This is a genomic window from Aliidiomarina sanyensis (assembly GCF_003987175.1).
GTDB lineage: Bacteria > Pseudomonadota > Gammaproteobacteria > Enterobacterales > Alteromonadaceae > Aliidiomarina > Aliidiomarina sanyensis.
The window spans coordinates 73,091-97,188 of sequence record NZ_PIPM01000001.1 but is presented as its reverse complement, the minus strand read 5'-3'; the positions used below and the strand labels follow the sequence as shown (position 1 = coordinate 97,188).

Below are 24,098 nucleotides of genomic sequence, written 5' to 3'. Positions count from 1 at the left end.
GCCATCCACCCCTTATGCCACGACGAACAGAACGTAACCGATCAAAAAGATCGGTAACGCGGAGGTGAGCGAGTCAATTCGATCCAGAATCCCGCCATGCCCCGGAAGAATCGAGCCACTGTCCTTCACACCTGCACATCGCTTGAACATACTTTCATTGAGGTCACCAAAAACAGACACCAGAACGGTCACAACACCCACGAAAAAATACCCAGGTAGTTGCCCATAACTAACCGGTAACAGAAGCGCAACTATTGCCATAATCAGCACCGAGAGGGCGAGTCCCCCAAGCATACCTTCCAAGGTTTTCGCAGGGCTCACCTGGGGCATCAGTTTCCGCTTCCCAAACTTGCGCCCAGCGAAATAGGCGCCGATGTCGGCCGCCCATACGAGCCCTAATACGAACAACAGCATCCACGCGCCGAAAATTGGGTTATCTTCGAAAAACAGCGATCGCAATGCGACGGCTGCCGCCCAGGTTGGTACCAAAATGAGAAAACCAAACAGTGCAACGAAAGCTCGGCTGCGCGCCCAGACACGCTGACTACGCGGGAAGTTAAATACCAATAAAATAGCGAGCAACCACCACAGTCCGCCCACTGCAACCACTGCTAAAATAAATGGATGGAGCGATGCACCATCCCAAAATTGTTCAACGGGAACAAACGCCCAAAGCATTCCGATTGCAGCCAGAACAAACCCAACGTAGCCAATTCGCCCAGCAAAATTTCGAACCGACATCAGAGGAGACCATTCCCACGCGGCCAAACCCAAGACAATCATCACAGCCAACGCGAACCAAGGCATAGGGAGTGCGAAGATGATAAAAAAGGCCAACGGCAATAAGACAATGGCGGTTAATATACGCTGTTTTAGCAAAATTATTCCTCTTGCAAAGGACCTGAACCCGCTAATTGTTGTATTTGTGCGCTGGTCAGGCCAAATCGACGCTCACGTCGGACATACGAATCTACCGCAGCCGCGAAGGTCATTTCATCAAAGTCAGGCCAGAGTACATCGGTAAAATAAAGTTCTGCATACGCAAGTTGCCAGAGCAGAAAATTACTGATGCGAATATCTCCACCAGTTCGAATGAGCAGATCCGGTTCAGGCCCGTCAGCGAGGCACATATGTTGTGCAAGCGCTGACTCATTTATCTTTTCAGGCTGCAGGCGTCCCGCTGCAACCTCCTTCCCTAACTTTTGCGCCGCTTGCGCGATGTCCCAACGACCACCATAGTTAGCAGCAATATTGAGCGTCAATGCTGTATTGTTCTCTGTCGCACGCTCCGCCTCACGGATTCGACGTTGCAGTCGCGTGCTAAATCCAGAAACGTCACCAATGACTCGCAACCGAATATCGTTAGCGGCTAACTCGGGCACTTCGCGCCGCAGAACCGTCATAAACAGCTCCATCAACACGTTCACTTCTTGCGCTGGACGCTGCCAATTTTCACTACTAAACGCGAAGAGCGTCAAGGCCTCAATCCCATTGCGACGCGCAAACGTAATCGCGCGCCGAACCGATTCAGCACCTGCACGGTGCCCAGCAGTACGACGCTTTCCTTGTCGCTCGGCCCATCGCCCATTGCCATCCATAATAATGGCTACATGGCGGGGCAACGGCAACGCAAGCTGTTCTGATTCATTCCCTGTCATGCTGCATCCACAAAAAATAAACGCCGCGCAAGTATACCCGACACGGCGTTGAGGTCCAACGAGACGCTTTGTAAGTGCTTAAACTTCCATCAACTCAGCTTCTTTTGCGGCAAGAAGCTCGTCAATTTTCTTCACCGCGTCGTCGGTGATCTTTTGAATGCTCTCTTGCGCACGGCGATCGTCATCTTCGGTAATTTCTTTTTCTTTCAATAACTCTTTGATGTCGCTGTTCGCATCGCGGCGGATATTTCGAACGGCAACCCGTCCCTGCTCTGCCTCTGCCCGCACAACTTTAACCAAATCGCGACGACGCTCTTCGGTCAACGGCGGTAATGGCACACGAATCACGCTCCCTGCACCTGCAGGATTCAAACCCAGATCAGAGGTAAGAATCGCTTTTTCCACTGCCCCTGACACACTCTTATCAAATACCGTGATAGCCAATGTCCGAGAATCTTCCACGGTAATATTAGCTAACTGCTTAAGTGGCGTGTCCGAGCCATAGTAAGGCACCATGATGCCATCTAGGAGACTCGGATGGGCTCGCCCTGTACGAATCTTTGACATCTGTGTCCCGAGTGCTTCAACACTCTTCTGCATGCGTTGTTTTGCATCAGCGATAATTTCATTAATCACTGCTTAGTCCTCGTTCTAATTATCCGTTTGCACTCTCTACATGGGTAATGAGTGTACCCTCATCTTCACCCATAATCACGGCTTTCAATGCGCCTGGCTTATTCATGTTAAAGACACGTATGGGCAAAGAATGATCTCGCGCTAACGTAAAAGCCGCTAAATCCATGACTTTAAGCTCATTTTTCAACACGTCTTGGTAGTCCAGCACGTCATATTTTGTTGCTTCAGGATTCTTCACTGGGTCAGACGAGTACACGCCATCCACTTTGGTCGCTTTTAGGACGACATCGGCTTCGATCTCGATTCCGCGCAAACATGCCGCCGAATCAGTCGTGAAGAAAGGATTTCCTGTGCCGGCTGAGAATATAACCACCCGACCGGATTTCAACAAGCTAATGGCTTCAGCCCAGTTATAACTGTCACAGACCCCCGCAAGCTCGATGGCAGACATTAACCGCGCGTTCACAAAGCTTCGATGCAATGCATCGCGCATGGCGAGGCCATTCATCACCGTTGCGAGCATTCCCATGTGATCTCCGACCACTCGATTCATTCCCGCTTTTGCCAGCCCTTCGCCACGAAATAAATTCCCGCCGCCGATCACAATGCCGACCTGAACGCCAAGTTCCAGAATTTCCTTGATTTCCTGGGCCATCCGGTCCAGTACTTTGGCATCAATACCAAAGGACTCATCTCCCATGAGCGCTTCACCACTGAGTTTAAGTAAAATGCGTCGATAACTTGGTTTCGGATTTGTACTCATATCTCTGGCTTCCTGTTTTCAGGTCAAAAAAAACCGCGCCTGCAGCACTTGCATAGCGCGGTCTCCATTCAGGTCTTGCTCTTTTTAGGCGTGTAGGCCACGGCGAAATTAACCTTTTTTCGCCGCTGCTACCTGCGCCTGAACTTCGGCAGCGAAGTCTTCTGACTTCTTCTCGATCCCCTCACCCACTTCGAAGCGGATGAATGTAATCACGTCTGCGCCAGCTTCTTTTAACAGCTCACCAACTGATTTCGAAGGATCTTTCACGAAAGGCTGGCCGGTCAGGCTGATTTCGCCGGTGAATTTCTTCATACGGCCTTCAACCATCTTCTCAGCGATTTCTTTTGGTTTGCCTGATTGCATTGCGATATCGATCTGAATTTCGCGCTCTTTCTCGATAACTTCTGCTGCCACATCTTCAGGCTTCACGAATTGCGGGTTGCTTGCAGCAACGTGCATCGCGATGTCCTTACCAAGATCTTCGTTTCCACCGTTCAGCAACACAACAACACCAATCCGGCCGCTGTGAACATAAGAAGCAGCCACATCACCGCCTTCAATGCTAACCACACGGCGAACGGTCATGTTCTCACCAATTTTTGCCACCAAAGCAGAACGAACTTCGTCTACGGTGCCACCACTGATTTGAGCGTTGTTCAGGCTTTCTACGTCGTTTTCTTTACTTGCAAATGCAGCATTAACGATTTGATCACCCATTGCCAAGAAGCTTGCATCACGTGCAACGAAGTCAGTTTCGCAGTTCAGCTCAACCATCGTGCCGACGTTGCCTTCAGTTTTCACCAAAATAACACCTTCGGCAGCAATCCGGCCTGCTTTCTTCGCAGCTTTTGCCTGACCGCTTTTACGCATGTTCTCGATGGCAAGCTCAATGTCACCGTTCGCTTCTTCTAATGCTTTTTTACAATCCATCATCCCTGCGCCAGTACGCTCGCGCAGTTCTTTTACCATTGCGGCTGTAATTGCCATGATACTATCCTCTGTGTTCAGGATTCATGTACGGCCCCCTCAGACTGAGAGCGCCCCGCGAAATATGTGAGAAAACGGCCTGGGTAGCAGGCCGTTTCTGTCTTACTCTGCGTCGCCTGCTTCTTCAGCAGCTTCAACGAAATCATCGGCTGGGCTGACTTCTGCACCGCCCTTCTGACGACCTTCGTTTACCGCAGTCGCGGCTGCACTCAGGTACAGCTGGATTGCACGAATCGCATCGTCGTTACCCGGAACAACGAAATCAACGCCGTCTGGTGAAGAGTTGGTATCAACGACCGCAACCACTGGAATACCGAGATTGTTGGCTTCTTTGATTGCGATGTGCTCATGATCGGCATCGATAACGAACAGAACGTCCGGCAGACCGCCCATATTCTTGATACCACCAAGGCTTTTCTCAAGCTTTTCCATTTCACGCGTGTTCATCAGCGCTTCTTTCTTGGTAAGCTTCTCGAACGTGCCGTCTTGGCTTTGGGTTTCAAGCTCTTTCAGACGCTTGATTGATTGACGTACTGTTTTCCAGTTTGTCAACATTCCACCCAACCAACGGTGGTTTACGTAATACTGGTTACAAGACTTCGCTGCAATCTCAACCTGCTCAGAAGCAGCACGCTTGGTTCCAACGAACAAAACTTTACCGCCGTTCGCAGCAGTGTGCTGAACGAAATCCAACGCTTTGTTGAACATCGGTACGGTTTCTTCGAGGTTGATGATATGAATTTTGTTGCGAGCGCCAAAAATGAACGGCTTCATTTTTGGATTCCAGAAACGGGTTTGGTGACCGAAATGGACACCGGCTTTGAGCATGTCACGCATTGACACGTTTGCCATGATAATTTTCCTTTTTAAGGGGTTAGGCCTCCACATATCCCATGTTGCGACCCGCTTTGCAGGCACCCCGCACGCATGTGTCGATATGTGTGTGTTATTTAAAATAAATTCAAGCGTGCTCTGGGATGAGGAATAGTTGATTCACAACACCCAGAACAAGCGGCGCGAATTATGCCATATGCCCCGGTGCTCCGCAAGCATAAAGGCATGTGTTTGAAGACATTCCGCAGTTCTCCGGATTCTGATACAATTAGCCCCCAATAAGAGTTTGAAAACGACACAGTAAAAGTAGGACCGACATGGCTGCAAAGATTAAAACGCCCGAAGAAATCGAGAAAATGCGGATTGCTGGAAAACTCGCGGCGGACGTGCTTGATATGATCACACCCCATGTTCAAGCGGGCATCACAACAGATGAACTCAATACGATTTGCCATGACTACATTGTGGCCCACGATGCCTACCCGGCGCCGCTTAACTACCATGGATTTCCAAAGTCTATTTGCACATCGGTAAACCATTGTGTCTGTCACGGGATTCCAAACGATAAACCCCTGAAAAACGGAGACATCATCAACATCGACGTGACCGTTCGAAAAGATGGCTATCACGGGGACACCAGTAAAATGTTTATCGTTGGCGAGGGTTCAATCCTAGCCAAACGGCTCGTCTCGGTCACTCAAGAAGCTCTCTACCGTGCAATTAAAATGGTCAAGCCCGGTGTCCGCCTCGGTGATATCGGCGCTGTGATCCAACAATACGGTGAAAGCTTTGGCTACTCGATTGTTCGAGAATTCTGCGGCCACGGAATAGGCAATGAATTCCACGAAGAACCTCAAGTTCTCCACTACGGTCGGCCCGGAACCGGCGAGGTCCTCCAGGCCGGCATGTGCCTCACGATCGAACCGATGATTAATGCGGGCAAACCGCATACGAAAATTCTCGGTGATGGTTGGACGGTGCTAACAAAAGATCGAAGCCTCAGTGCTCAATGGGAACATACGCTGCTGGTAACTGATAACGGGGTTGAGGTGCTGACGTTACGCTCCGATGAAGATTTACCTCGCGTTATCGAACACGCATGAGTGCAACCGTTGCTTGGCCCGACAGTTTAACATCGACCGCGGCTTGGCGGCAGCAGCTACGTACCTATGATGAATGGTCGGCTGAGCAATTTGTCCACGCCGATATTGAATTCCTAATTGAAGATCGCGCCCGTCTGATAGACAGCTTGCTTGCGGCGCTGTGGCAACGCCTTGGGTTTGAAACCAAAGGGATTGCGCTGCTTGCAGTGGGCGGCTACGGGCGCGGCGCGCTTCATCCTTTTTCCGATATCGACCTACTGTTTTTGGTTAAGAACACCGTATCCCCTGCGCTGGAAGAAAAGATTGGGCAGTGCATTACATTGCTTTGGGATCTCAAATTACAGGTTGGTCACGCGGTTCGAACCGTCGATGAATGCCTGAACGAAGCCGCAAATGAAATTACCGTCGCAACAAGTCTCATAGAGAGCCGCCTATTACAGGGCGACCTCGAGCTTATGGCTGAGCTTGAGCAAGAAGTGTTTCACCATTTCCCGTGGTCGAGCCGAGACTTTTATCAAGCCAAGAAAGACGAACAGGATGAACGTCATCGCCATTTCCATGGGACTGCATACAATCTCGAGCCGAACATTAAAGCATCGCCAGGCGGACTGCGCGACATCCAAACGATCAGCTGGATTGCGAAACAGCATTTCAACACCCGCAGTGAAGAAAGTCTTGTCGAGTACAACTACATCACCGCCGAAGAGTTTGTGGAATTAAAAGCCTGTTCGCAGATGCTCTGGCGGGTCCGTTTTGCTCTTCATGTTGTCGCAAAAAAAGGCGAGGACCGACTGCTCTTTGACTATCAGCCCGATGTTGCACGACTCCTTGGCTACGGCAATGACGGCAAGGCCGCAGTCGAGCGCATGATGAAGGATTACTTTAAAACCGTGGTCCGTGTGGGTGAATTGAACCGCATGCTGCTGCAATTCTTCGAGCAAGCCATTCTTGGGCCTATGGAGCTGCTCACACCGCGCCCCCTAGACCATGATTTCGCTCTATCAGGCTCGCAAATTATGGCCCTACATGATCAAGCATTCGCCACCCCCGAGCAGATTATGCGTTTTTTCTGCCACATCGCAGCAAATAAATCAGTTCGAGAGGTTCACTCGCACACGATTCGATTATTGCGCAACGCGCGGCGAGAAATGACAACCCCCTTGTGCGAAGATCCGGCCGCACGAACACGGTTTTTGGAGTTAATTCGACATCCGCGTGGATTTGGTTATGCATTTGAATTAATGCACCGATACGGCGTAATGGCGCGCTACCTTCCTGCCTGGGATCAGATTGTCGGACAAATGCAATTCGATCTATTTCACGCGTATACAGTGGATGAGCATACCTACCGACTCGTTCGAAATCTCTATCGATTTACCCTGCCGAAATCAGCAGTGCAGTTCCCGCTATGTGCAGAGTTGGTCAAGCGGATGGAGCATCCAGAGTGGTTGTTCTTGGCCGGTATTTTCCACGATATTGCCAAAGGGCGTGGTGGCGATCATTCCGAGTTAGGGGCAATCGATGCACGTGAATTTGGTGAATTACACCAACTCCCGACCGAAGGAACTGAACTTATCGCTTGGCTCGTCGAGCAGCATCTCTTGATGTCAGTCACGGCGCAAAAACGCGATATTTATGATCCTGAAGTCATTGCTCGTTTTGCCGAGACCTGCCAATCCGTCACGCGGCTCAATTATTTATATTGCTTGACGGTTGCTGACATCCGCGCAACCAACTCAAATCTTTGGAATAACTGGAAAGCAACCCTTCTCGAAGAGTTGTATCGTGCCACGCATGCAGTGCTTGCGCAGAGTGATCGTAAAACGATCGACGTTCGCGAGCGGGTTCAACAAAATCGTCAGAGTGCCATGGCCCTGTTGTTAAGCGCCGGGTTTTCCGTTGAGGACATCACCCTCTTGTGGGGACGTTTCACCGCAGATTATTTCTTTCGTCACACTCCAGAGCAAATTGCTTGGCATTCGACGCACATCATGCACGTGCAAGAACATCAACTGCCCCTGATCTTGATTGGAGATGAGAATAACAACGGAACCACCGAGTTATTTATCTACCACACGGAGGAAAGTAACTTATTTGCAAAAGTTGCCGCCGTCCTCGACAGCGAACAGTTAAGCATCCATGACGCGCAAATCCTCAATACCCGTGATGGCTACGTGATGGACACTTTTATCGTCCTCGAACGGGATGGACGCGCTTTAGCCGATGTCACCCGCATTGAAGAAGTCCATCAACATCTCCACGACGTCTTACGAAAGCGCAAATCGGTACCACGCGGATATCGACCGCTGTCCCGCCGAATGCGAAATTTCCACGTCCCAACGCGCGTTAAGTTTATTCAAAGTAAAAACAAGCGCCGCACCACGTTTGAGTTGACAGCGCTCGATCGCCCTGGACTCATCGCGCGTTTGGCTCAGGTTCTTCAGCAACTGGATATCAACCTCGTCGCGGCAAAAATCACGACCGTTGGTGAGCAGGCAGAGGATTTATTTATTGTTGCGTCGAATCAACAGGAAGCGTTGACAGAAAGCGAGCGAGAACGCCTGAAAAAAGCTATCATAGATGCCCTTGATGAAGAATAGATGTGGCCAGTGAGGAGTGAACATGAGCCAATTACAGCAAACCATTGAAAACGCCTTTGAAAACCGCGGCGAATTGAGCCCCAGCAAAGCCCCTGAAGCGATCCGCGCCGCGGTCAATGAAGTCCTCGCAGGGCTCGACGCCGGAACACTTCGTGTCGCAGAAAAAATCGACGGCGCATGGGTTGTTCACGAATGGGTCAAGAAAGCGGTCTTGCTGTCGTTCCGTCTGAATGACAATGCGGTCATGGAAGGCGGTGAAACGAAGTTTTATGACAAGGTGCCAAGCAAGTACGCAGACTACAGTGCCGCAGATTTCGCCGCTGATGGTGTCCGGATTGTTCCACCGGCCATGGTCCGTCGTGGAGCATTTGTCGGCAAAAACGTCGTGGTGATGCCTTCCTATGTAAATATTGGCGCCTATGTCGACAGCGGCAGCATGGTTGATACCTGGGCAACTGTTGGATCCTGCGCGCAAATCGGTAAAAACGTGCATTTAAGTGGCGGGGTTGGCATTGGCGGCGTTCTGGAACCACTCCAAGCAAATCCAACGATCATCGAAGATAACTGTTTCATCGGTGCTCGCAGCGAAATTGTTGAAGGTGTGATTGTCGAGGAAGGTGCGGTTATCTCGATGGGCGTTTACATTGGTCAAAGCACCCGTATCTATGACCGCGAAACCGGCGAAGTCCACTATGGCCGTGTTCCAGCAGGTTCTGTCGTGGTCCCCGGTTCTCTGCCGGCAAAAGACGGCACCCACTCGCTGTATGCGGCGATTATTGTCAAGAAAGTCGACGCGAAAACCCGAGCGAAAGTCGGTATCAATGAGCTTCTACGCAGCGTAGATTAACTATTTCTTCGACACCAGTCCCCTACAGAGGGCCGCGCAAGCGGCCCTTTTTTGTCCGGCAGTTATCGGTGCTCTACGGCATCGGGGAACGGTCGATAAAAATCATCTGGCACTGAGATTTCGATATCCAACGCCTGTCCAGTCAACGGGTGTTGAATGCGCAATGACGTCGCAGCTAACAGTAAACGCTGGATTCCGAAATGTTCCCGGAAAAACCGGTTGTGTCGCCCGTCTCCATGATTCGTGTCCCCCACAATGGGATGACGCAAATGCGCCATGTGGCGGCGAATTTGGTGTTTACGACCCGTATACGGTTTTAACCGAACCAACGAATAGCGGGTTGTTGCATGTTTTTTACTGACCGCATAGGGGAGTTCAACCGTTGCGAGGCGTTTAAAATCAGTTACCGCAGGCTGTGGGGCTTTGTTTTGATCTGCCATTTTATCGGCAATTTTATCGAGCTCTTCTTTCAGTGGGTAATCCACCTGCCCCGATTCGGGTACGTATCCTCGCACGACCGCGTGATAGATTTTTTCTACGCTACGTTCGGCAAATTTCTCACTCACTAAGGTCGCGAGCTCTGCGGATTTCGCGAACAACAAAATTCCGGACGTCGGACGATCGAGACGGTGAACTGGAAATACGTGTTGACCAATTTGATCACGGAGCAATTGCATGGCAAACCATCGTTCTCCGCGTGCTAGAGCGGTTCGATGCACCAGCAATCCGGCTGGTTTGTCGATCGCGATCAACGCCTCGTCTTCATAGCAAATTTCCAAAGGACTCGGTTCAGTGACGTCCATGGTGACCGTCCAACAATGTATCGATTTCCTTGAGCGTTAGAATAATCGTTTTGTATTCACGTAATTGCCCACGCCACACTTCAATTGCCATCGGATGCACCGAAATTGCGTTTGGTAACGATTGCTTTGTTTGAATCCGCTGTCGTAACGCGGGGATCATGATAAACTGCAACCATTGATAAAATTCGAGTGTATCCGTCGCAAATGGCAAGGTGCTTTGAAGTGCGCGAGGAGACGGTGGTGTGGCATCCCACAGTGAATGTTCCTTGAGCGAATGTTCTAATTCAGTCAGTAATCTTAGCGTACGTTCGGCAACGGACATGAGCAGCAGCGTTCTCCTACAATCAATGAGCGCAATGTAAATTTTTGAGGCCGCGGTGGCGGCGAATGAGACAGATTATAACGGAAAACCATGCAATCAATCGACACCATCACTGAATTCCTGACCGCAGCAGCTCAAGGTGCTGCTCAGCAAAAACAAGCGGCTCAATTTCGTGTGTATGATCTCAGTCGACGTGTGCAAGCAATAGACTCCACACGTTTTGCCTCCATCGAGCGCGATGAACAACCGTTCCCTCACCCTCGACAAGCACATGCTTGGCTCGGTGTAGTATTTTGGACCGATGTACAAGCGCACGATCCATATATTTGGTTTGTGAAATTACCTCTGGATGAACGCGCTCTTTTTCAGCATGCGGCGCGCCAACACTTTCTTCGCATCATTGTTGAAGCCCTTGGAACTGATCCAGCGGCGGCGTTAGATGAAAATCAACGAGAGCGTTTGCAACAAAACCCTTACCTTTTTACCCCAGACGAAGTGAAGCTCGCAGCGTTTCATGCTCAAGTCAGCCGAGACCTAGACCTTCCCCCCTCGATATTTTACGAAGATGCTCACAGCTTTTTGAGTGGTGTCCAAGAAGAAGCAAGGTGGCAAGACATTGGGATTCAAGGCATTCATGATGTGATCGCTCGTTTGCAGCACCCGGATGCTCCAGGACAAGCTGCGCTGCAGAGTAATCTATCCGAACAGTACTCACAGTGGCCAGAACCTCTCGCTGATGCGCTTATGCTTGCAATGGAGCATCAGATGTTGCCCCAGGCATTACAGGCTAAGCTGCTTTCGGATTTATCACAATCCATTGCTCATGATGTTGCCCAAAATACGCTCTCTGAACACAGTCTCCGCTTGCTTCGGTCGACCAGCGGACGATCACTATCAACCGATTATCAAGGATGCGTGCGGACATTATTGGACGCGTTTCCGTCATCAGAGGCACTCTTGGTCACGCTAGCGGCCCGCAGTTGGGAGGCGTTACTTGATTATGACAATTTACGGCAGTACATCGAAGCGCTTGCGGCTCACTCGGAGAGCCTTTTTGTTCAGACATTTAAAGACTTGGTGATGTTGGCGGCCATTCGGCCACTCCTTCTTAACCTTCTCCGACAACCACCCTCCTCACCGGATTTACAGCGCGCGATTGACTCCTTGATACAGCACACACGAGGTCGTTCTGCATGATCAATTTGCTCGAGCTCGTTGTTCTTCTTAGCTTGTTATTGCTCGGCTACTTGTTTTGGCAGTGGCGGATGCAAGAGGAATTTGCGCGACAACATGCAGAAGCACTCTGTAAGCGCTACAAACTTCAGTTTTTGGATATTGCGCGCCATTCAGGACGTCCCCGTTTTCGCCCGCGAACAGGCTGGGAAGCTACTTTTGTGTTTGGATTTAGCAGTGACAGTCAGTCGCGCTATGAAGCAACGGTGATTTTGATGAATCGGCATATGTTGGATTACACCCTGCCAACCTACCGCCAATCAACCGAACCGTCCGCAGAAGATGTGTCCCCCGAAGCGACAGGCGCAAAATCAACGCAGCGCGCCTCAGAGCCACCGCGCCACCAATTTCGTATCACCTACGGCACGCTCCCTGCTGTTGCTCCGTGGCAAGCTGCAAGCAAGGGACTCGGACATCAGGAGGAAACCACATCAACAGACGACGAGATTGTTGATGCGGTATTTAAAAACGAATCACCGGATGCGACCCCAGCACCATTCACTATCGACTCTCACACTTCCAATAGTGATGGGCTGGGATAACCGCAACCAGAGAAAACCATAAAAACTTACGGGTTCTCGAGAAATCCTCGATGCAACGTCTGCAAGACATCACTTGCATCCGCTTCGTGGACAAGAAAGCACAGGTTATTCGGACTCGCCCCATGACTGACCATCCGAATGTTTCGCGCACCAATCATGCTAAACAGTCGGCTCGCAACATCGGGAGTGGACGTTAGCTGATGACCTATCACTGCCACTAAGGCTAACCCTTCCTCGACCGATACATCGCAGAGTTTTTTCAAATCGGCCAACAAGGCTTCGGTTACTAACTTGCGTCCCGATGAGTGAGAGCCGGTCGGATCGAGAGTTAAAGCGACAGAAACCTCAGATGTTGTAATGAGGTCCACGGAAATTCTGTGACGTGCTAGAGTCGCAAAGAGTTCCGCGAGAAAGCCACGCGCGTGAAGCATATTTAAGCTACGAACCGTCAGCAGCGTCTGACCTCGACGGACACTCAAAGCGCGGCACACAGGACGTGATGCTGTTTGGTTTCGGATCCAGGTTCCCGGCTTTTCTGGCTCACGAGAGCATCCGACAAATACCGGAATCGCCCCGCGTTGTGCCGGCAATAAGGTTGCTGGATGTAAAATCTTTGCGCCAAATGTCGCCATTTCTGCAGCTTCCGCAAAGGTTAATTCCGCAATGGGGCGTGCTTTTGGCACTTGTCGCGGATCGCAAGTATAAATACCGTCAACATCCGTCCAGATTTCCAGTGACTGTGCTCGAACAGCTTCCGCGAATAATGCAGCGCTATAGTCAGACCCACCACGCCCTAAGGTGGTTGTGCGCATCGCTGCATCTGCACCAATAAAACCTTGCGTTACGGCAACCTCGTCTTGAATAACAGGTAAAAGAAATTCGCGGGCCAACATCCCAATTCGTTTTGGACGCGGTTCCGCGTGCCCAAAATGACTGTCGGTACGAATCACCTCACACGCGTTGAAATCTCTCGCTTGAACCCCGCGCTGTTGGAGTAACTCTGCGAGCAATAGACTCGAACAACGTTCTCCGAGCGCCAGCAAGGCGTCAGGTGTTCCACCATCGCCCGCTCCTTCGGCAATCAACTCGCTGTACTGGGCCATCAGAACTAAGTACTCGCGTAATTGTGCACTCGCCTCGGGACGTGGTTTGAGTTCCGCGGTAATCCGATGTTGGATATCCATGATTTCGCTTAATAGGCGCTGGCGTTCTGCCTGCTCGTCAATACCCGCGGATAACGCGGCCAAACGATTCGTCACACCGGCGGCGGCGCTGACGACCACAATGCGCGTCATAGGATTGTTTTCGATGATGTGCGCACAGCGCAGGAGTGCGGGATAATCTGCGACGGATGTTCCGCCGAATTTAGCAACGACAAGCCCCGTGGTTGGGGTTTCTCTCGCTACAGACCTCGCTACAGACTTTGATTGTGTCATAACTCCGAACCTTTTGCGTGTTCGGAGAGTTCAGGAACGGAACAAAACCGGAAGCCGGTTAAGGCATCGCTCCAGAAGCTCTCCACCTGAGAATGAATAGGTGACAGCCTACGGGATTCAACCCGGTCGACCGATCAACCACGCCCCATGCCATGATTAACCTCGGCGTTACTCCCCCTCAAACACGTTCAACAGGCCATGGTGCCTTCCAGTGCTCTACCTGGGTAACGCTCCTCTTCTGGTGCTCAATAAGGCTCGCAAAGTGCCAATTGAGCAAGGGGCGGAATTTGACTGAAAATCAGAGTTGATGTCAAGCCCAAGGCGATTAACTGATGTTTTTTTGAACTCAGCCCAAATCATCTCGGCTGTGAAATAACAGTTGACCACGAATTGAATCGACCTGCACATCGCGTAATTCAACATAACCCCGTTGCCGAAAAAAGCGCGCATACTCCGGGCGCGTTGCGAAGACCGCAATACCGGCCGATTCAGGGACTTCCGACAGAATATTATCAGCAGCCTTCACCAAGAGGGCCCCTAAACCTTGTTGCTGGTAACGAGGATGCACTGCTATAAAGGAGAGCATGTGGTAATCATTTACTGGCATCGCCTCTGCAATCACACGCTCTTTTTCGAGCATTTGACGGGTACTTACAAACCCTGCTGTCAGAAGCATACGTAACCGCCAGTGCCAGACGCGTTGTGGTGCCCATTCTGCACCCGCTCGCGTCAAGCAAACAACGCCCTCTAAGGTATCTCCATCAAACCAACCATACATCGGCTGTTCGCTGGTCTTAAAGAACATCAGCTCTTCCCGAATGGCCGCCCGCAGCCGTTGCTCATAGCCTTCTTTCTCAAAAACAAAGATTCTCTGAAACAGCGGATCATCTCTGTACGCTTGAAACAGCAGCGAAGCGGCAGAGGCGAGATGCTCATCACCAAGATAAAGGAGTTCTCCGGAAGCAGCTTGAAGGCTGTGCTGTTCTTGATGTTCGGCAGATGCAATTGAAGACATAACGACTCACTCTCGAAGGTTTACGCTCATTCCGATTCATCTACATATACAGGGTCTAACCGCCGAAGAAAAGACTCCATGTCACCGGCCAAAATCTCATGCTGATCCTTGCCTACGTACTCGAGCCCCACCGCTCCGGTCTGATTATTCACGGTTAACATCAAATCATCTTCATCAGTCAACCCGATAAATAACGTGACCGCTTGCTCAAGCCGCTGCTTCATCATCACATGACCAATCAAGTTTTTCAGGAGGCGCTCACCGTCTTCTGGATGGATGACCTGCAAAAGCACCAGGGGTCGATCACGAAACCGAACATACATATCGCCCGCATAATAGGCCTTGTAAAAATCCTTCACACCTTGGTCAATAGACATCTCTAGCGCATGTTCGACACCCGAGAAATCAAGCTCAGGCTCTTGTGGAACCGCTTCCCAACCGATTTCACCGGATGCGGGTTTACCGCGATAACAGGGGGCATTCCAACCGCTGATGTATTCTGTTGTTGGGTGCCGCTCCTTTGCCGCATAACAAGCGGCATAACGCTCATGTAATTCAGCGAGCGCTGTGGTTGCATTTGTCATCTGGTCTCCGGGCCCTTTTCTTTTTACAATAGAAGTCATTCTACGCAGAGGATTGATGTAATGCCAGAAAACCACAACACGGCCATGGGACACTTAACACTCGGACAAGTAACCGATTATCCAGAACATTTTGATGCAAATCTGTTACATCCGGTTCCCCGTGCCTTGAATCGTGAAGAAATCGAACTGCGTGATGATGCATTACCATTCGAGGGGGTCGATTTATGGACCGGATATGAACTGTCATGGCTCCAACCATCGGGTGTCCCAGCAGTTGCTATTTTGGAAGTCGAGGTTCCAGTAACGAGCCCAAATTTGATTGAATCGAAGTCCTTCAAGCTTTATCTCAACGGATTTAATCAAACAACTTTCCCATCGACTGAGGCCGTTCAACACCAATTGCAAACTGATCTATCAGCCTGTGCCGGCGTTCCGGTTGCGGTCCGAATCTATTCCCTCGATGCATATACCGCACGAAGTATCCATCACTGGGAAAGCCAGTGCATTGACCAAGCGCCACTCACTGTCAGCACCTACGACTATGCACCGGAGCTGCTTCAGAATATCTGCGATCCATCGGGTCAGGTAACGACTGAGCAACTTCATAGTCATCTATTAAAATCGAACTGTTTGATCACCAATCAACCCGATTGGGGATCCGTCTATATCCATTACCAAGGTCCAAAGTTAAATCCATCTGTGCTCTTGGCCTATCTTATTTCGTTCCGCTCCCATAATGAATTTCATGAACAATGTGTCGAGCGCATCTACACCGATTTAATGAAGTATGCGAAATGTGAATCGTTGCTGGTTCTCGCGCGTTACACCCGTCGTGGAGGCTTAGATATCAATCCATTACGCTATTCCCACGGACAAAATTTGGTCCTGGATCCCGAACTGCTATTACGCCGCCGATTGGTCCGCCAATAAAGCCGGCTCTCGACTAATCAATGGCTTCGCTTACACGAATCAAAGTTGATCATTCGGCAGTTTCCTGCGTATCTTCTCTTCATAAGATGCCGTCGCGTTAGGTTTCTGGTAGTCTAACGCGCGCGAATTCTAAAAATTCAAAAAAGAACATGACGAACAACAGCTGCCTAAGGAAAACGGGCACTGAGGAGAACCATTTAATCATGAGAATTTCATTATCCCCACAGGGCAGTATGTCCCTGCTTTCGCAGGTAGAAATTGACCGCCTGCAACAATCAACCGACAGCCCGCTCTATCGCCTTTTCCGGAACTGCGTGCTGGCGGTGCTTAACGTTGGCAGTCATACAGACAATAGCGCCGATATTTTTGATCAGTACACTGATTTTGAAGTTAACGTTTTACGCCGCGAACGCGGAGTGAAGCTTGAGTTGATCAATCCCCCACCCTCCGCATTCGTTGATGGGGAGCTTATTGTCGGGATACGGGAGCATGTGGAAGCGGTCCTCCGGGATATTCTGTTTGTGGGTGAGAAATACCCCGCAGATGTCTTGCAAAGTCTTAGCACACGCCATTTAACTCATGTGGTGTTTGACATCCTCCGCAACGCGGGTGTGGTAAAACCAATTCAAGAGCCTGATATGGTGGTTTGCTGGGGCGGGCACTCCATTTCTGAAATCGAGTACAAATACACCAAAGTCGTCGGTTATGAATTAGGCTTACGGGGCTTCAACGTTTGCACAGGATGCGGGCCCGGCGCGATGAAGGGCCCAATGAAAGGGGCAACGATTGGCCATGCAAAACAACGCGTAAAAGATGCTCGCTACTTCGGATTAACCGAGCCGGGAATTATCGCTGCGGAGCCACCGAATCCAATCGTGAATGAGCTGGTTATCATGCCAGACATTGAGAAACGCCTCGAAGCCTTTGTGCGCTGCGCACACGCCATTATTATTTTCCCCGGTGGTGCAGGCACCGCGGAAGAGTTGTTGTATCTGTTGGGTATTCTGATGCACCCAGAGAACAACGACCAAGCACTTCCTGTCATTCTGACGGGTCCAAGTAGTGCCAAAGCATATTGGGAACATGTCAATGCATTCATCACCAATACGCTCGGTGAGGAAGCAACGAAGCACTATAAAATCATTGTCGATGACCCTGTTGCAGTAGCCCAACACATTCAAACAGGTATGGCGGCCGTGAAGCGCTACCGTCAAGACAGTGGTGATGCATATCACTTCAACTGGACATTACACATTGACGAGCAGTTCCAACAGCCGTTTGAGCCGACTCACACGAATGTTGCGTCGTTGAATCTAAGTAAGAACCAGCCGAAAGAAAAGCTGGCTGCGGATCTGCGCCGCGCATTTTCATCCATTGTCGCAGGCAACGTGAAAGAGCCAGGACTGCGTGAAATTCGGAAACACGGTCCCTATTTGATTCATGGCGACACCGATTTAATGCATGAACTCGATGAACTGCTCGAAAGCTTCGTTCAACAGGATCGTATGAAGCTTCCAGGTGGTACAAAATATCAGCCATGCTATCGTGTGGTAAAAGGTTAACGATGAAGAAAGGGTTTCTGATTATGTTTGCGGGTTTTGCCCTGTATGCCCTCGTCTTTGTGGGCATACAGCAGTTTTATACTGCAAATCCAGAAACCATGACCTGGCGTGAGCGCGAAATCTTTAATCGAAAATATATTGGGCGTCTTAAGATCGGCACCCATCGAGATGAGGTTTTGCGCTTACTCGGGCCGCCCGATATCAGTGAAGCACGGACCAGTTTACGTGGGGATGTGCTGATTTTGTTTTATCGGACGCATCATGTGAAATCCGATGGGATGACCACACGCGATGAAACCACTCCTTTGTTATTCGTCAATGACGAGCTCTTTGCGTGGGGTGATTCCGCTTATGAAGCTGAATTCAACAATTAGCCCCGACTGAAATTATGCAGCGCATAGCGCGCCTGAATTCGTCATATAAATACCCGATATAACCGCACTCATCGCCCCGAAGATGGGAAAAATGCTAAGATACCGCACATTCTGGGGCAAGTAGCCTCATGGTGTTGCGTCTTTTGACTAAATTCACAACACACTCCCCCACAGATTTCAGTTGTACAGTAAGGGTTATTTCATGAGTCAAACAATCACAGTGATTCCTGGTGACGGTATCGGACCGGACATTATTGAATCTGCAATTCAGATTCTCGACAAAGCCGGTTGCGGCTTCACGTACGAATACGCGGATGCTGGCTTAGTTGCTCTCGACAAGCACGGCGAATTGTTGCCACCGCAAACGCTTGAGGCGATTGAGCGCAATGGCATTACATTGAAAGGCCCTTTAACAACCCCGGTGGGTGGTGGCTTTACCTCAATCAACGTGACGCTTCGGAAACACTTTGGCCTCTATGCCAATGTACGCCCAGTAAATTCCTTTAAAGGCACGAAAGCGCGCTACGAAAATATCGATATCATTACCATTCGTGAAAATACGGAAGGCATGTATTCAGGCCTTGGGCAGCGCACTGCAGAAGACGGCAGCGAAGCAGAGGCGATGAGTAAAGTGACTCGCAGTGGTTGTGAACGAATTGTTCGTTTCGCTTTCGATCTCGCTCGCCGCGAAGGACGCAAGAAAGTCACCGCAGTCCACAAAGCGAACATATTGAAAACAACCTCTGGCATGTTCCTCGCGGTCGCGCGCGAAGTTGCGCAAGACTATCCAGACATTCAATTCGACGAAATGATTGTTGATGCCACCTGTATGAAACTTGTCATGTCACCCGAGATCTTTGATGTGATTGTCACCACAAACTTGTTTGGCGACATCATTTCAGACCTGTGTGCAGGTCTTGTGGGTGGCTTGGGCATGGCGCCTGGCGCAAATATCGGTGAAAAATGTGCCATCTTTGAAGCTGTTCATGGGTCAGCACCTGACATTGCCGGTCAAAATTTGGCGAATCCGAGCTCGGTAATCTTAGCTTCCATTCAGATGCTCGAGCACCTTGGCATGCAAGAACAAGCAAAGAAGATCCTGAATGCATTACGTGATGTGATTGAGACCGGCGACCGCACCACGCGCGATCTCGGTGGAAATCACGGGACGACAGACTTCACTCAGGCAATCCTTGACCGACTTTAAGCAGGCAGGTTATTGAAGAAAAGCCACGGTTGGACTTCGCTCCCCGTGGCTTTTTTGTAACACATGTTCGATCGGCGCACCGGTAAAGGGTCACCCTGTTTTTAGTTTTTTGCGCAGGTACACCGTGATCTCTTCGCGGTCATGATACAGATGCTTTGCCGATAACTCATATCCACGGACTTCCGCTTCTGACAACCGTTCGTGAAGCGCCTGGAGATATTGTTGCACCGCCGCGTACCGTTTCTTCATTGGCAGCTTTAAATTAAACATGGCATCATGGCACCACTCGCCGATAAACCAATCCGCCATTAAATGAGCAACTCGAACCGGCTTTTCAACCATATCACAGACCAACCAACGCACATTTTTCTTTTTGGGTAAGAAGCTAAAACCATCCTCCTGATAGTGGCGGACTTGACCCGTTTCCATTAGTCCAGCATCCATCGGGCCGTTATCCACCGCAGCGACCATCATCCCGTGATACACCAAGACCGAAGTCCAACCACCGGGGCAGGCACCCAAGTCGACCGCATTCATTCCAGAACTGACGCGTTTTTCAAACTCACTCTCTGGAATCATGACCTTAAACCCTTCAGCGAGTTTTGCTGCTGAACGCGAGGGTGCGCCTTTCGGAGTGCGAACCCGCGGAATCCCCATTGGATAAGGAGCGTGGTTGTAACTATAAGAGTATCCTACTAACGCTGCATGGGTGCTTCGAAAAAGCACATGAATCACAGGACGATTCAAAACAGGCTCCGCCGTGAGCAAGCCCGCGTCACGCAGCGCCGTTTCAAACGGACGCGATATTTTTTTGCACAACGGAGAGAGCGCGCGCCCATCGTTGGTGTCGGATGTTTCTAACCAGAGCCGCCCGGCCAACTGAACTTCCTTAAGGGCATCGACCATCGGAGTAATTCGATCTTCAAGGGGAAGTTGATTCAGTTCCGCCACTTTGACAAACAGTTGACGGGTAAAGACCAAGTCCGAGACAGGAATCTTGCGGGCAAGGTGGTCCCCTTCTTCGGTTTTGCACTCAAAAATAACCAACGCGGACTCGGGTTGCGTTTTGCAGTACCCATACACGCCAAGGGATGCCGCTCGCTCTTGAATCTCGGCAGCACATTCACCTTCAAAACCTGCTCGGCAGTGCAAAACAACGGACATGTTGATTCCTTTTTTCAATGCATCTCCACCAACGGTTCACTTACCGGGCTTGCTGAGACGCCATAGTATTTTCTATAAATTCATGGATAGCTGCGACCGCCTGTGCCCATGCATCAGACGATGTTCGACCAGACCGCTTCGGTGGCACCAAATCATGGTTGCCCTCGTGCATCCAAATCATCTTGAGGTTTTTCCTGGACTGCAACGCTTGATGATGCGCAGCAACCCACGTTCGGTTCCCAAATGGGTCTCGCTCTCCTTGCAGAATAAGCGCGGGTTGTACTGTGTCTAAAACCTCATTCAATCGATGCTTTTCACTTCGCCCGGGCGGATGGAACGGAAAACCGAGCCCTATCACACCTACAGCATTCAAGGCCTCTGCCGTCCGAAAAGCAACGCGAGCGCCCATCGACTTCCCCATCAGAAAAGTGGGCGAATTGACACCAATTCGCTGTTGCTTCACATAGTCTACAAAATAGGCATCGAGCACAGACGCGCGATCCGGGGGCCGCTTTGTACCACTTTCTTGAACCTTTTGCCAATAAGGAAAGGTCACCCAATGCACCCGATAGCCTTTTTCTTCACATAACTGCCCTATCGTTTGCATAAATTCACTTTCCGGTCCCGCGCCGGCCCCGTGCGCAAAAAAAAGATTAACGGTCATCGGACACCACATCATCCATCATGTGCAGTTCGTTTTCATCGCGCTGTACTTCCGACAGTATCCAATCGCGGAATCGAGCCACTTTGCCTACATCCGCCTGTGATTCACGGCACACCATGAAAAACGCATCGGCGGTTGGCAAGATTTGTGGGAAGACTTGAATCAGGTGTCCCGAATCCAACTCGGGTTTTGCTAATACACTGTTAGCGAGCGCGATACCCTGGCCATGCACGGCTGCTTTGAGAGCGAGCGCAGAGTGGGAAAATACCGGCCCCGATTTCTTGGCGGGTGGCTCCTCATTCACCATTAAGAACCATTCACGCCAAGCATTGCGCGTTTCATCATGCAGCAAGGTATGCTCTTTTAAGTCTTTTGGTGTTTTCAGTGCTTTTGGACCGCTCAATAACAGCGGAGAACACACGGGAATGAGATATTCTTTATGCAATCGGTAGGCTTTTACACCTGGCCACGTGCCGCGCCCGTAGTATATTGCCACGTCCACATGGTCAGTCAACGACCCCGTAATCTCATCGACTGCTTTGAGTCGAACATCCACTTCCGGGTGGGCTTCATGGAATCGACTGAGTCGAGGCACCAACCATAAAATGGCAAACCCAGGAGGAACACAGACCGTCAACGAACCCTGCTCGCTCGCCAGCATTATTTTGGACGTGGCAAGTGTCAGTTGCTCAAACATTTGCCGAATGTCGACGTAATAACTTTGCCCTGCCTCAGTCAGTAATAGTGTCCGATTACGACGGATGAACAGCGCAATCCCCAGATACTCCTCAAGAGTTTTCACTTGGTGTGAAACAGCAGCCTGGGTCACAAAAAGCTCTTCGGCGGCTTTGGTGAAACTCAAATGCCTTGCCGCAGCTTCAAATGACTTGAGTGCGTTAAGCGGGGGAAGTTTTCGCATAACAGGAATCTCGGGTGGCTTTGATTGCCACAGTTTAACAGGTAGGGTTACAGATAACACGAATCCATCGCGTGTATTGCGCGCCCGTCGCAGGATAGAAAAACCTAAGCGGAGGCACTCCGTTTTGCTTTGCGAGCCCGTTTTTCTGCATACATGGCATCGTCTGCACGTTCAAGTAACGCCTCAGAACTATCCCCACGCTTTACTTGAGTGTACCCCATACTCGCACCTTCATACGGAATCACAAAGTCATCAATGGTATAATCACCTACGAGCACAGCGTACAGCCGCTTTTTTATATCTTCAATCTGCATGGCCGTTGATTGCTGATCCCGGAGTAAAACAACAAACTCATCGCCGCCAACCCGCGCGAGCACATCATCCTCCCGTAATGCTTCGTTAAGCCGATGACAGACGTGAATTAAAAAGCGATCACCCGCATCATGACCAAAGGTGTCGTTAATCTGCTTGAAACCATCTAAATCAATAAACACCGCATAAAAGATTGTTCCAGACCGCTCAAACGCTGCCAATGCTTTGCGGAGTTCTTTTTCCAGACCACGCCGGTTTAGAACGCCGGTCAGTGGGTCTTGATGCGCAGATGCTTCAAAGGCTTGATTTTGCGTTCGAAGCTCCCGTAACAAGCGAGAGCGTTGCAGCTGCCATTCAATAAGCCGTGCGCACACACTTAGCATGCGTTGCGCTTCAAGGCTGACCTCTTTACGTTCAACACTTGCACCACAGAGGGTTCCAACAACCTTGCCATCCACATCACAAATTGGATGGCTCACATAGGTGGTCAAGCCTAGCTGTCGAGCCGCATCAGAATCGCCCCACTTTGATTGAACATCACAGGTGATTCGTTCCCCAGTTTCAAGCGCCCGCTTACACAGTGTATCGTCCCACGGCACAACAAGCCCTTCGGGGATCAGCGGAGATGGCCCCGTATTCAGCGAGTACAAAACTTCCTGGGTTGATGCATGCTCATGAATCGCCGTTAAGTAGGTCGATTCTAATGCGGTGACTTCCGTCAATAAGCTCAATAGGGGGCGCACGAACTGCTCGATATCACTCTCATCCATGCCATCTTTATCAATGACCTGCGCCAGTGTTTCGAGTAAATCAGCCATAATAGTCTAGTAGTACCTCAGCAACGCATTCCTAACCTGTGTTCTCACTTCTCACTTAGGTTACGATTATAAAAAACTCTTAGGGATCAAACTTTAGAAAAAAAATGCTGAAATTTCCATCGTGTGTGTCAGTTAAGATTTTTAAGATTGGAGCGAAAACTTAACGTTTTGACGATGTCCCTCTGATCTGCTGCAAGATATCCGCAAAATGACGTCCCCCTTTTTCTCGCGCAAGTCGAATGTTTCGTTCCGGAATCTGTTCTGGCTCGCGCCAGTTTGCAAGGGCCGTTTCAAGCTCCTCCTCACGAAGGATATGCAGCATCGGAAATGGTGAGCGGTTGGTGAAATTCGCTGGATCAGAATATTGTGACCCAGCAAAGACGTAATCCGGATGAAAGCTCGCGAGCTGAAATACACCATAGAATCTTGATGCTTCAATCCAATGATCCGCTTCCGCAACACAATCGAGAAAGTCATAGAAATCTTCGGCAAGCGTCTCGAATACGAGCAATGTGGTTGCTACCTCGGGATGGGCTTCGAGATATGCACATTCATCCGCCAGAATCCGCAACAAGGATTCGGACTCCTCGGGCGCAATGATTTGATAACGTACCGCATCGTTTTTTACTACGGGGTGGGCAAATGGACAGAAATTATGCCGCACGACTACCTCTTGAACCCATTTCTGTGTCTGTTGAACTTTGTCGCTCACCCTATCCTCCAAGCTATGGACATCGTCAATTCTGCGATGAAGTGTATCCTGAATTCTGTGAAACTGCAGGCAT

The 24,098-nt window shown here is 50.2% G+C and carries 25 protein-coding genes and 1 riboswitch; of the genes, 9 read left to right on the top strand and 16 right to left on the bottom strand.

The annotated features are described in order from the left end of the window. Positions 1 to 12: 12 nt before the first annotated feature. From CWE11_RS00420 to rpsB, 6 genes are all read right to left on the bottom strand, one after another. On the bottom strand, positions 13 to 879 hold the full coding sequence (locus CWE11_RS00420) for a phosphatidate cytidylyltransferase (protein ID WP_126775630.1): 867 nt from the start codon (positions 877 to 879) through the stop codon (positions 13 to 15). Between the two features lie 2 nt (positions 880 to 881). Further along, positions 882 to 1,658, bottom strand: a complete 777-nt coding sequence (uppS, locus tag CWE11_RS00415; protein ID WP_126775629.1) for a polyprenyl diphosphate synthase — start codon at positions 1,656 to 1,658, stop codon at positions 882 to 884. 78 nt (positions 1,659 to 1,736) lie between these two features. Next, on the bottom strand, positions 1,737 to 2,294 hold the full coding sequence (gene frr, locus CWE11_RS00410; RefSeq protein WP_126775628.1) for a ribosome recycling factor: 558 nt from the start codon (positions 2,292 to 2,294) through the stop codon (positions 1,737 to 1,739). A 19-nt stretch (positions 2,295 to 2,313) separates the two neighbouring features. Next, positions 2,314 to 3,057, bottom strand: coding sequence for a UMP kinase (pyrH, locus tag CWE11_RS00405; RefSeq protein WP_126775627.1), 744 nt, complete (start codon positions 3,055 to 3,057; stop codon positions 2,314 to 2,316). A 108-nt stretch (positions 3,058 to 3,165) separates the two neighbouring features. Continuing rightward, entirely contained in the window at positions 3,166 to 4,044 is an 879-nt protein-coding gene (tsf, locus tag CWE11_RS00400; protein ID WP_126775626.1) for a translation elongation factor Ts, read from the bottom strand. A 102-nt stretch (positions 4,045 to 4,146) separates the two neighbouring features. Next, positions 4,147 to 4,896 (bottom strand): 30S ribosomal protein S2, encoded by a 750-nt coding sequence (gene rpsB / locus CWE11_RS00395; protein WP_126775625.1) that lies wholly within the window; start codon positions 4,894 to 4,896, stop codon positions 4,147 to 4,149. A gap of 299 nt (positions 4,897 to 5,195) precedes the next feature. Between rpsB and map the strand changes: the two genes are divergently transcribed. The 3 genes from map to dapD are packed head-to-tail and all read left to right on the top strand — an operon-like array spanning position 5,196 to position 9,428. Beyond that, entirely contained in the window at positions 5,196 to 5,981 is a 786-nt protein-coding gene (map, locus tag CWE11_RS00390) for a type I methionyl aminopeptidase (protein WP_126775624.1), read from the top strand. Beyond that, positions 5,978 to 8,581 carry a [protein-PII] uridylyltransferase gene (gene glnD, locus CWE11_RS00385; RefSeq protein WP_126775623.1) on the top strand — a complete coding sequence of 868 codons (2,604 nt, stop codon included), beginning with the start codon at positions 5,978 to 5,980 and terminating at the stop codon, positions 8,579 to 8,581. The genes map and glnD overlap by 4 nt, the downstream gene beginning before the upstream one ends. A gap of 22 nt (positions 8,582 to 8,603) precedes the next feature. Further along, complete coding sequence (gene dapD / locus CWE11_RS00380; RefSeq protein ID WP_126775622.1) at positions 8,604 to 9,428, top strand: 2,3,4,5-tetrahydropyridine-2,6-dicarboxylate N-succinyltransferase; 825 nt, start codon at positions 8,604 to 8,606, stop codon at positions 9,426 to 9,428. 62 nt (positions 9,429 to 9,490) lie between these two features. Here the strand turns inward: dapD and truC are convergent, their stop codons facing one another. Together truC and CWE11_RS00370 are read right to left on the bottom strand one after the other, a co-directional pair. After that, the gene (gene truC, locus CWE11_RS00375; RefSeq protein WP_126775621.1) at positions 9,491 to 10,231 is read right to left on the bottom strand and encodes a tRNA pseudouridine(65) synthase TruC; all 741 of its coding nucleotides are present in this window, start codon (positions 10,229 to 10,231) and stop codon (positions 9,491 to 9,493) included. Beyond that, on the bottom strand, positions 10,218 to 10,553 hold the full coding sequence (locus CWE11_RS00370; RefSeq protein ID WP_126775620.1) for a YqcC family protein: 336 nt from the start codon (positions 10,551 to 10,553) through the stop codon (positions 10,218 to 10,220). Before CWE11_RS00370 ends, truC begins: the two co-directional genes overlap by 14 nt. A 90-nt stretch (positions 10,554 to 10,643) precedes the next feature. Between CWE11_RS00370 and CWE11_RS00365 the strand changes: the two genes are divergently transcribed. After that, entirely contained in the window at positions 10,644 to 11,750 is a 1,107-nt protein-coding gene (locus CWE11_RS00365) for a DUF3549 family protein (protein WP_126775619.1), read from the top strand. Further along, on the top strand, positions 11,747 to 12,328 hold the full coding sequence (locus CWE11_RS00360; RefSeq protein ID WP_126775618.1) for a DUF3301 domain-containing protein: 582 nt from the start codon (positions 11,747 to 11,749) through the stop codon (positions 12,326 to 12,328). The genes CWE11_RS00365 and CWE11_RS00360 overlap by 4 nt, the downstream gene beginning before the upstream one ends. A 26-nt stretch (positions 12,329 to 12,354) precedes the next feature. Here the strand turns inward: CWE11_RS00360 and lysC are convergent, their stop codons facing one another. The 3 genes from lysC to syd form a co-directional block, all read right to left on the bottom strand. Then, a complete protein-coding gene (gene lysC / locus CWE11_RS00355; protein WP_126775617.1) occupies positions 12,355 to 13,764 on the bottom strand; it encodes a lysine-sensitive aspartokinase 3 in 1,410 nt (469 codons plus the stop codon). A gap of 67 nt (positions 13,765 to 13,831) precedes the next feature. Next, a riboswitch (Lysine riboswitch) is annotated at positions 13,832 to 14,010 on the bottom strand. Between the two features lie 100 nt (positions 14,011 to 14,110). After that, positions 14,111 to 14,779, bottom strand: coding sequence for a GNAT family N-acetyltransferase (locus CWE11_RS00350; RefSeq protein WP_126775616.1), 669 nt, complete (start codon positions 14,777 to 14,779; stop codon positions 14,111 to 14,113). A 26-nt stretch (positions 14,780 to 14,805) separates the two neighbouring features. Further along, positions 14,806 to 15,363: a SecY-interacting protein gene (gene syd / locus CWE11_RS00345; RefSeq protein ID WP_157981266.1), complete on the bottom strand. Its 558-nt coding sequence runs from the start codon at positions 15,361 to 15,363 to the stop codon at positions 14,806 to 14,808. Positions 15,364 to 15,423: 60 nt separating this feature from the next. On the opposite strand from syd, the gene queF reads away from it, so the two are divergent. The 4 genes from queF (at position 15,424) to CWE11_RS00325 (ending at position 19,436) form a co-directional block, all read left to right on the top strand. After that, entirely contained in the window at positions 15,424 to 16,293 is an 870-nt protein-coding gene (queF, locus tag CWE11_RS00340; RefSeq protein WP_126775614.1) for an NADPH-dependent 7-cyano-7-deazaguanine reductase QueF, read from the top strand. 203 nt (positions 16,294 to 16,496) lie between these two features. After that, positions 16,497 to 17,855 (top strand): nucleotide 5'-monophosphate nucleosidase PpnN, encoded by a 1,359-nt coding sequence (gene ppnN / locus CWE11_RS00335; protein WP_126775613.1) that lies wholly within the window; start codon positions 16,497 to 16,499, stop codon positions 17,853 to 17,855. A 2-nt stretch (positions 17,856 to 17,857) separates the two neighbouring features. Further along, positions 17,858 to 18,229, top strand: a complete 372-nt coding sequence (locus tag CWE11_RS00330; protein WP_126775612.1) for a DUF3192 domain-containing protein — start codon at positions 17,858 to 17,860, stop codon at positions 18,227 to 18,229. Positions 18,230 to 18,431: 202 nt separating this feature from the next. Then, on the top strand, positions 18,432 to 19,436 hold the full coding sequence (locus CWE11_RS00325; RefSeq protein WP_126775611.1) for an isocitrate dehydrogenase: 1,005 nt from the start codon (positions 18,432 to 18,434) through the stop codon (positions 19,434 to 19,436). 90 nt (positions 19,437 to 19,526) lie between these two features. Here CWE11_RS00325 and rlmM read toward each other — a convergent pair whose 3' ends face one another. From rlmM to CWE11_RS00300, 5 genes are all read right to left on the bottom strand, one after another. Beyond that, the gene (rlmM, locus tag CWE11_RS00320) at positions 19,527 to 20,600 is read right to left on the bottom strand and encodes a 23S rRNA (cytidine(2498)-2'-O)-methyltransferase RlmM (protein WP_126775610.1); all 1,074 of its coding nucleotides are present in this window, start codon (positions 20,598 to 20,600) and stop codon (positions 19,527 to 19,529) included. A gap of 40 nt (positions 20,601 to 20,640) precedes the next feature. Then, positions 20,641 to 21,264 carry an alpha/beta family hydrolase gene (locus tag CWE11_RS00315; RefSeq protein WP_157981265.1) on the bottom strand — a complete coding sequence of 208 codons (624 nt, stop codon included), beginning with the start codon at positions 21,262 to 21,264 and terminating at the stop codon, positions 20,641 to 20,643. Continuing rightward, positions 21,254 to 22,183, bottom strand: coding sequence for a transcriptional regulator GcvA (locus CWE11_RS00310; protein WP_126775608.1), 930 nt, complete (start codon positions 22,181 to 22,183; stop codon positions 21,254 to 21,256). The genes CWE11_RS00315 and CWE11_RS00310 overlap by 11 nt, the downstream gene beginning before the upstream one ends. Positions 22,184 to 22,287: 104 nt before the next feature. Beyond that, complete coding sequence (locus CWE11_RS00305; protein ID WP_126775607.1) at positions 22,288 to 23,313, bottom strand: sensor domain-containing diguanylate cyclase; 1,026 nt, start codon at positions 23,311 to 23,313, stop codon at positions 22,288 to 22,290. Positions 23,314 to 23,473: 160 nt separating this feature from the next. Beyond that, positions 23,474 to 24,025: a DUF1415 domain-containing protein gene (locus CWE11_RS00300; RefSeq protein ID WP_157981264.1), complete on the bottom strand. Its 552-nt coding sequence runs from the start codon at positions 24,023 to 24,025 to the stop codon at positions 23,474 to 23,476. Between the last annotated feature and the right edge of the window lie 73 nt (positions 24,026 to 24,098).

Coding starts and splice junctions, on each gene's coding strand:
- uppS (WP_126775629.1), bottom strand. CDS start 1,658: ATGACAGGGAATGAATCAGAACAGCTTGCGTTGCCGTTGCCCCGCCAT.
- pyrH (WP_126775627.1), bottom strand. CDS start 3,057: ATGAGTACAAATCCGAAACCAAGTTATCGACGCATTTTACTTAAACTC.
- tsf (WP_126775626.1), bottom strand. CDS start 4,044: ATGGCAATTACAGCCGCAATGGTAAAAGAACTGCGCGAGCGTACTGGC.
- rpsB (WP_126775625.1), bottom strand. CDS start 4,896: ATGGCAAACGTGTCAATGCGTGACATGCTCAAAGCCGGTGTCCATTTC.
- map (WP_126775624.1), top strand. CDS start 5,196: ATGGCTGCAAAGATTAAAACGCCCGAAGAAATCGAGAAAATGCGGATT.
- glnD (WP_126775623.1), top strand. CDS start 5,978: ATGAGTGCAACCGTTGCTTGGCCCGACAGTTTAACATCGACCGCGGCT.
- dapD (WP_126775622.1), top strand. CDS start 8,604: ATGAGCCAATTACAGCAAACCATTGAAAACGCCTTTGAAAACCGCGGC.
- truC (WP_126775621.1), bottom strand. CDS start 10,231: ATGGACGTCACTGAACCGAGTCCTTTGGAAATTTGCTATGAAGACGAG.
- CWE11_RS00370 (WP_126775620.1), bottom strand. CDS start 10,553: ATGTCCGTTGCCGAACGTACGCTAAGATTACTGACTGAATTAGAACAT.
- CWE11_RS00365 (WP_126775619.1), top strand. CDS start 10,644: ATGCAATCAATCGACACCATCACTGAATTCCTGACCGCAGCAGCTCAA.
- CWE11_RS00360 (WP_126775618.1), top strand. CDS start 11,747: ATGATCAATTTGCTCGAGCTCGTTGTTCTTCTTAGCTTGTTATTGCTC.
- lysC (WP_126775617.1), bottom strand. CDS start 13,764: ATGACACAATCAAAGTCTGTAGCGAGGTCTGTAGCGAGAGAAACCCCA.
- CWE11_RS00350 (WP_126775616.1), bottom strand. CDS start 14,779: ATGTCTTCAATTGCATCTGCCGAACATCAAGAACAGCACAGCCTTCAA.
- syd (WP_157981266.1), bottom strand. CDS start 15,363: ATGACAAATGCAACCACAGCGCTCGCTGAATTACATGAGCGTTATGCC.
- queF (WP_126775614.1), top strand. CDS start 15,424: ATGCCAGAAAACCACAACACGGCCATGGGACACTTAACACTCGGACAA.
- ppnN (WP_126775613.1), top strand. CDS start 16,497: ATGAGAATTTCATTATCCCCACAGGGCAGTATGTCCCTGCTTTCGCAG.
- CWE11_RS00330 (WP_126775612.1), top strand. CDS start 17,858: ATGAAGAAAGGGTTTCTGATTATGTTTGCGGGTTTTGCCCTGTATGCC.
- CWE11_RS00325 (WP_126775611.1), top strand. CDS start 18,432: ATGAGTCAAACAATCACAGTGATTCCTGGTGACGGTATCGGACCGGAC.
- rlmM (WP_126775610.1), bottom strand. CDS start 20,600: ATGTCCGTTGTTTTGCACTGCCGAGCAGGTTTTGAAGGTGAATGTGCT.
- CWE11_RS00315 (WP_157981265.1), bottom strand. CDS start 21,264: ATGACCGTTAATCTTTTTTTTGCGCACGGGGCCGGCGCGGGACCGGAA.
- CWE11_RS00310 (WP_126775608.1), bottom strand. CDS start 22,183: ATGCGAAAACTTCCCCCGCTTAACGCACTCAAGTCATTTGAAGCTGCG.
- CWE11_RS00305 (WP_126775607.1), bottom strand. CDS start 23,313: ATGGCTGATTTACTCGAAACACTGGCGCAGGTCATTGATAAAGATGGC.